The 4,127-nt window shown below is 64.2% G+C and carries 4 protein-coding genes; 2 read left to right on the top strand and 2 right to left on the bottom strand.

Going from position 1 to position 4,127, the window contains the following annotated elements:
* Positions 1-602: 602 nt before the first annotated feature.
* Together MJ785_RS10540 and MJ785_RS10535 are read left to right on the top strand one after the other, a co-directional pair.
* Positions 603-971, top strand: a complete 369-nt coding sequence (locus MJ785_RS10540) for a WhiB family transcriptional regulator (RefSeq protein ID WP_239311347.1) — start codon at positions 603-605, stop codon at positions 969-971.
* Between the two features lie 281 nt (positions 972-1,252).
* Positions 1,253-1,780: a histidine phosphatase family protein gene (locus MJ785_RS10535; RefSeq protein ID WP_239311346.1), complete on the top strand. Its 528-nt coding sequence runs from the start codon at positions 1,253-1,255 to the stop codon at positions 1,778-1,780.
* Between the two features lie 118 nt (positions 1,781-1,898).
* On the opposite strand, the gene MJ785_RS10530 is transcribed toward MJ785_RS10535, so the two are convergent.
* Positions 1,899-2,105 (bottom strand): hypothetical protein, encoded by a 207-nt coding sequence (locus MJ785_RS10530; protein WP_239311345.1) that lies wholly within the window; start codon positions 2,103-2,105, stop codon positions 1,899-1,901.
* Positions 2,106-2,200: 95 nt separating this feature from the next.
* Entirely contained in the window at positions 2,201-3,706 is a 1,506-nt protein-coding gene (locus MJ785_RS10525) for a trehalose-6-phosphate synthase (protein ID WP_239311354.1), read from the bottom strand.
* Positions 3,707-4,127: the final 421 nt, after the last annotated feature.

Raw genomic sequence — 4,127 nt, 5'->3', positions numbered from 1 at the left:
ATTGCCGGGCGCTCTAAGAGCGCGCCGTCGGCCATGCGGGCTAACGATCATTATTGTGATCCTGCTCACGCTTGCAATCGTGCCAATCAACGTTTTTGACACAGCTTGACCGTTGGATGCCCGAAATGCCCGGTTCGTCATATAAAAGATGAGCCGGGCATTTACAATTCGTATCCATAAAATAACTTTGAGCGATTAATTCGCGTTGGAACAACGATCACAGACGTCGTGGTGCGACGTGTGACACAGACCGCGGACGTGACCGTTCCGGAACCCTTGCTATCCGGTCGAGAGCCGTCTACGTTCCTCGGTTAACGAGACGAGACAGGTTCGTTTCCGGTGTACTTGGCGCCAGCGGTGCGGTGCACTCCACGCCGGAGAACCTCGTCCTCTCTCCGCACCTGTTGTGGTCCCACCCGAGCAGAGTAGATGTGCGTTAAAACACATCTATGTGGTGCTCGTCCCTGTTATGTCCGCCACAAGCGATGTCCAGCAGGAGACGGTATGCCCAGTCAGTCGCGTTCGCTGCCCCCGGGCAGCGCTGCCGTTCCCGACCCTCTATCTCTGTTGCGTACGGATTCGATCATGATCGGCAGAATGCCATGAGCGCCGGCGTACCTGTCCTGCCCGGCCGGGACCTCCCACCACAGCCCTACGGCCCTGGCTGGCCGGCATACTGGCGGCAGAACGCGGCCTGCCGGGACGGGGATCCCGATGCGTTCTTCCCACCGGACGGTCGCAACACCAAGGCTCGAGCCGCAGCCGAAACACGAGCCCGCAAGATCTGCGCAAGTTGTCCGGTACGACGGGCCTGTCTCGCCACGGCGCTGTTCCGTCAAGAGGAGCACGGAGTCTGGGGTGGGCTCACGTCGGATGAGCGCAACTCAATCGTGCCACGCGGCCGTCTGAGCGCGGACGACGCGCTGGCTTATGCCGATCGCCTCCTACTGTCTGCCTACGCTACGAACTGATCTTACCACCTCCTCCTGCGGCGCCCGTGTCGCCCGTGGTATGGCGTCTGTCGGCTACCGGTCAGCACTACACCACGGGCGACCAGCCAGATGATCACAAAGTCCCCTGGGTATCCCGGATCTGACCAGCTGGCCTTGACCGAGCAGAAAAGAACCATTGACGCCCCGGTCCGAGATGGGCAGGCTGCGTGTCGTTGCCGTCCGAGGAGGAGTTTCGTGTCGGGGTGTCCCGCGCTTGGTCGCGGTGTTCGGTCGTCCACCGCATCCGTACAGGTCACGCGGTGAGGCCTCCGCGTCGTCTCCTGTTGTTGCGTCATGGCAAGTCGGACTGGGCCGACGGCTCCACACCGGACGCCGACCGGCCCCTGTCACCTCGCGGCCGGGCAGCGTGCGGTCTGATCGCGGAGCATCTGTGCGCCGAGCGGCTCATCCCCGACTTGGTGCTGTGCTCATCCGCGCGCCGTACCCGCCAGACCGTCGAACACATTGCCGGGGCACTTCCACCCGATGTCCCGGTGCTGGCTGAGGACCGGCTCTATCTGGCCGATGCCGCCGATCTCCTCGACCGTCTCCGGGAACTGGACGACGGCGTGCCCACCGTCTTGCTGGTGGGCCACAACCCCGGTATCCAGGCGTTGGCGGCTGGTCTGCTGCCAGCCGGCGAGCGTTCCCGTATTCCTGCCTTTCCCACGGCCGCGCTGGCGGTAGAGGATCTGGCGGTGGGCCGCTGGACCGAGCTCGGGCCGAGCACGACACGTCTGGTGTCCTTCGTCACCCCGCGCTCGCTGGGAGCTTCGGCCAGCCACTGACCTTGGGCCAGCCACGGGCACAGGTGCTTGCCGCGAGTGACCCGACAGCCGAGGACGGACAGGCTGCCTGTGCGAGCGGGCTCACCTCACCCTGGGGTTGAGGTGAGCCCGCCCCCGGTCAGTAGGCCTGCTCCATGATGCGAGAGGCAGCTGCCGCGATCAGGCCGATGACCAGCGATGCACCGGTCACGATCCACAGCGGGACAGAGTGGAGGACAAGAGCAAAGACACCGACCGAAAAAGCCGCAATGATCAGAAAAACCGCGGCCCACGAACCCGTGTTCGCCTTGTGGTGACCGCCGGAACTCGCCACGTCCGCTCCCATGCATCGTCCACCGAAGTCCGTCGCAGCTGAGACTACCCCGCGAACCGCGGCGGAATCCCGTCGAGATGGGTGACTTCAGCGGGGTTCAGCGGGGTTCAGGAATAGCCCGCGAGCCGTGCGAGGTCGTCTAGTTGCTCGCCGAGCCAGCGGCCCACGTCATGGGTGCGCACCTGCTCGGCGGCCGCGGCCAGCCGCCGCTGCCGCTCCTGCGCCGGCATGGTCAGAGCCTCGTGCAGGGCGTCGGCCATCTGCTGCACGTCAAAAGGATGCAGGGTCACCGAGTACTCGCCGAGCTCCTCGTGGGCTCCGGCGTTCTCCGACAGCGCCAGCACGCCGCCACTGCGGTTGACCACAGCGACTTCCTTGACCACGAGGTTCATCCCGTCCGCGATGGCATTGGCCATAATCACATCGCAGATCGAGTAGGCGGCTACCGCGAGCGGGAAGTCCTCAGCCATCCGCAGGTCGATCGGTTGCTGTCCCTCCTTGGTATGCCGAGCGTTGATCTCGGCGACAACCGCGCCGATCAGCGCGATATAGTCGGCGTACTCGGATACGTCCGTGCGGCTTGGTTGGAGCAGGGCGAGGAAACTGACCTTTCCGACGAGCTCCGGATGCTGGTCGAGCAGCGTTCCGAAGGCGAGGAAACCACGCACGACGTTCTTGCTCGGGTCGGTGCGGTCCACCCGGAGGATGAGCTGCCGGTCTCCGTCGAGGAAGGCGTGGCGCAGCATGGTGACATGCGCGGTGACCTCCTCGGTATCCATGGTCGCGTCCAGCGCGGCCGTATCCACGGAGATCGGGTAATAGCGGGCCCGTACCGTCCGATCGCCGACGACCACCAACAGTTTGTCGAGATCAACATCCAGGCCGAGCAGCTCCTGCGCGCACAGGACGAAGTTGCGGGCATAGCGCCGGGTGTGAAAACCGACGACGTCACTACCCAGCAGGCCGCTCAGCAGCCGCTTCCGGATGCCCGCGGGCAGCACCCGCCATTCGTCCGGGCCTGGCCAGGGCACGTGTACGAAGTGGGTGAGCAGGACATCCGGGCACAGCTCCCGGACCCGTTCGGCCACCAGGTAGAAGTGGTAGTCCTGCAGCAGGACGAGCGCTTTGCCGCCGCGGGCGCGAACTTCGTCGATGACGGCGTCCGCATAGACTTGGTTGACCGCGGCGTAACCATTTTCGAACGCGTCATGTTCGGCTTGCGTGATGATGGGCGAGAGCACCCGGCCGTACAGCCCGTGCTGGACGAACCACAGGATCGGGTTTGACCAGACGCTGTAGAAGTCCGCGTAGGCCACCGGGTCGGTGACCACCAGACGTACCCGGATGGTGGGACCGTTCGATTCGCCTTCGACCACATGCGGAGACGGCGCGGTCTGTACGACGATCGAACCTCCCCGCGCCTCGCCCGCGACCACGGTGTCCTCCGGAGTGGACGCTCCGCAGACCCAGACAGCGTCGTCGAGGTGCTCGGCGAGACCCGACAGGGCTGACACGAGGCCCCCCGCCCCTCGGGTGACCGTCCGCCCTGAAGTGTCACGGTCGAAGCTCACCGGGCCGCGGTTGGACAACAGGACAAGCGGCAGGTCGAGCATGCTGGTTAGCGGCACGATGGTGCGGCCTCCTCAGTCGCGTGGCAGCGGCGCCGATCGGATGCCGGACCCGTGAACTTCCACGCGTTGTATTCCCCTGGGCCGCCGGCGGCATGACAGAAGTCATGATCGCACCACCGGCAACTTTCCCTCGCCTTTCTCGATCTTCCGGCGATACGGAAGAAACTATGATCACGCCACTGGCGGCCAGCTGGACAACTCGGACTTTAGTAAGGCCCGCTAAGGGATGCACCGCGTCGCGGACAGCCTGCGGAATTGTTACCCAGATCTTCATCCACGACACATTGACAACCGGCTATGACAGTTTGTCATACTTAATTATATTAATTCCACAAATATAATTGGAGGCGCCTGATAGCAGGGGTGTGGATCACGGAGCGAGGTTGGGGCGCAGGCAGTCGCC

Origin of the sequence: Protofrankia sp. CiT1 (assembly GCF_917627335.1) — a bacterium.
In the GTDB taxonomy this organism is placed as follows: Bacteria; Actinomycetota; Actinomycetes; order Frankiales; family Frankiaceae; genus Protofrankia.
The sequence above is the reverse complement of the archived record's forward strand: the minus strand, read 5'-3'. Positions and strand labels throughout refer to the sequence as shown.

Coding starts and splice junctions, on each gene's coding strand:
- MJ785_RS10540 (WP_239311347.1), top strand. CDS start 603: ATGAGCGCCGGCGTACCTGTCCTGCCCGGCCGGGACCTCCCACCACAG.
- MJ785_RS10530 (WP_239311345.1), bottom strand. CDS start 2,105: ATGGGAGCGGACGTGGCGAGTTCCGGCGGTCACCACAAGGCGAACACG.
- MJ785_RS10525 (WP_239311354.1), bottom strand. CDS start 3,706: ATGCTCGACCTGCCGCTTGTCCTGTTGTCCAACCGCGGCCCGGTGAGC.